The sequence below is a fragment of the Bartonella capreoli genome (assembly GCF_902813205.1).
In the GTDB taxonomy this organism is placed as follows: domain Bacteria; phylum Pseudomonadota; class Alphaproteobacteria; order Rhizobiales; family Rhizobiaceae; genus Bartonella; species Bartonella schoenbuchensis.
The window spans coordinates 1-426 of the sequence record NZ_CADDZX010000265.1; the positions used below are offsets into that span (position 1 = coordinate 1).

The window sequence follows — 426 nt, forward strand, 5'->3', positions numbered from 1 at the left end:
CTTGCCATATGGCGACGTGAATAATAACTATAAACCCATGAGATTGGGGCTAACAAAACACGCAAAAAGCTTTTATCTTTCCACCAAAAATATGGCGCGTTAATACGCATATTTACCCCGGTACCGACTTAAACCTGTTTGTATCACAAGAGGTTGCAAAAATGGTTCAAGAACCTTTAATGTGCGTTCGAGTGCACCGGCCATACTTGTTGCAATTTCATAGGCTTTATCAATCATTTCTTGTCGTAATACTTCATTTGTTAAAAGCCTATACACTTGAATAGCAAGCTGTTTTGTATCTTGAATCATATATGCTGCTTCACGCATTAAGAATTGTTCAAACATCTCTTGAAAATTTGAGACATGAGGTCCGGTCAAAATAGCTGAACCAAAAAGAGCCAATTCCAATGGATTGTGTCCACCATT

At 38.0% G+C, this 426-nt stretch carries 2 pseudogenes; both read right to left on the reverse strand.

The features are described from left to right. Positions 1–110, reverse strand: a pseudogene (locus J7R05_RS09455) (tetraacyldisaccharide 4'-kinase); the annotation flags it as partial. Continuing rightward, a pseudogene (locus tag J7R05_RS08345) lies at positions 100–426 on the reverse strand (3-deoxy-D-manno-octulosonic acid transferase); the annotation flags it as partial. The pseudogenes J7R05_RS08345 and J7R05_RS09455, both read right to left, overlap by 11 nt.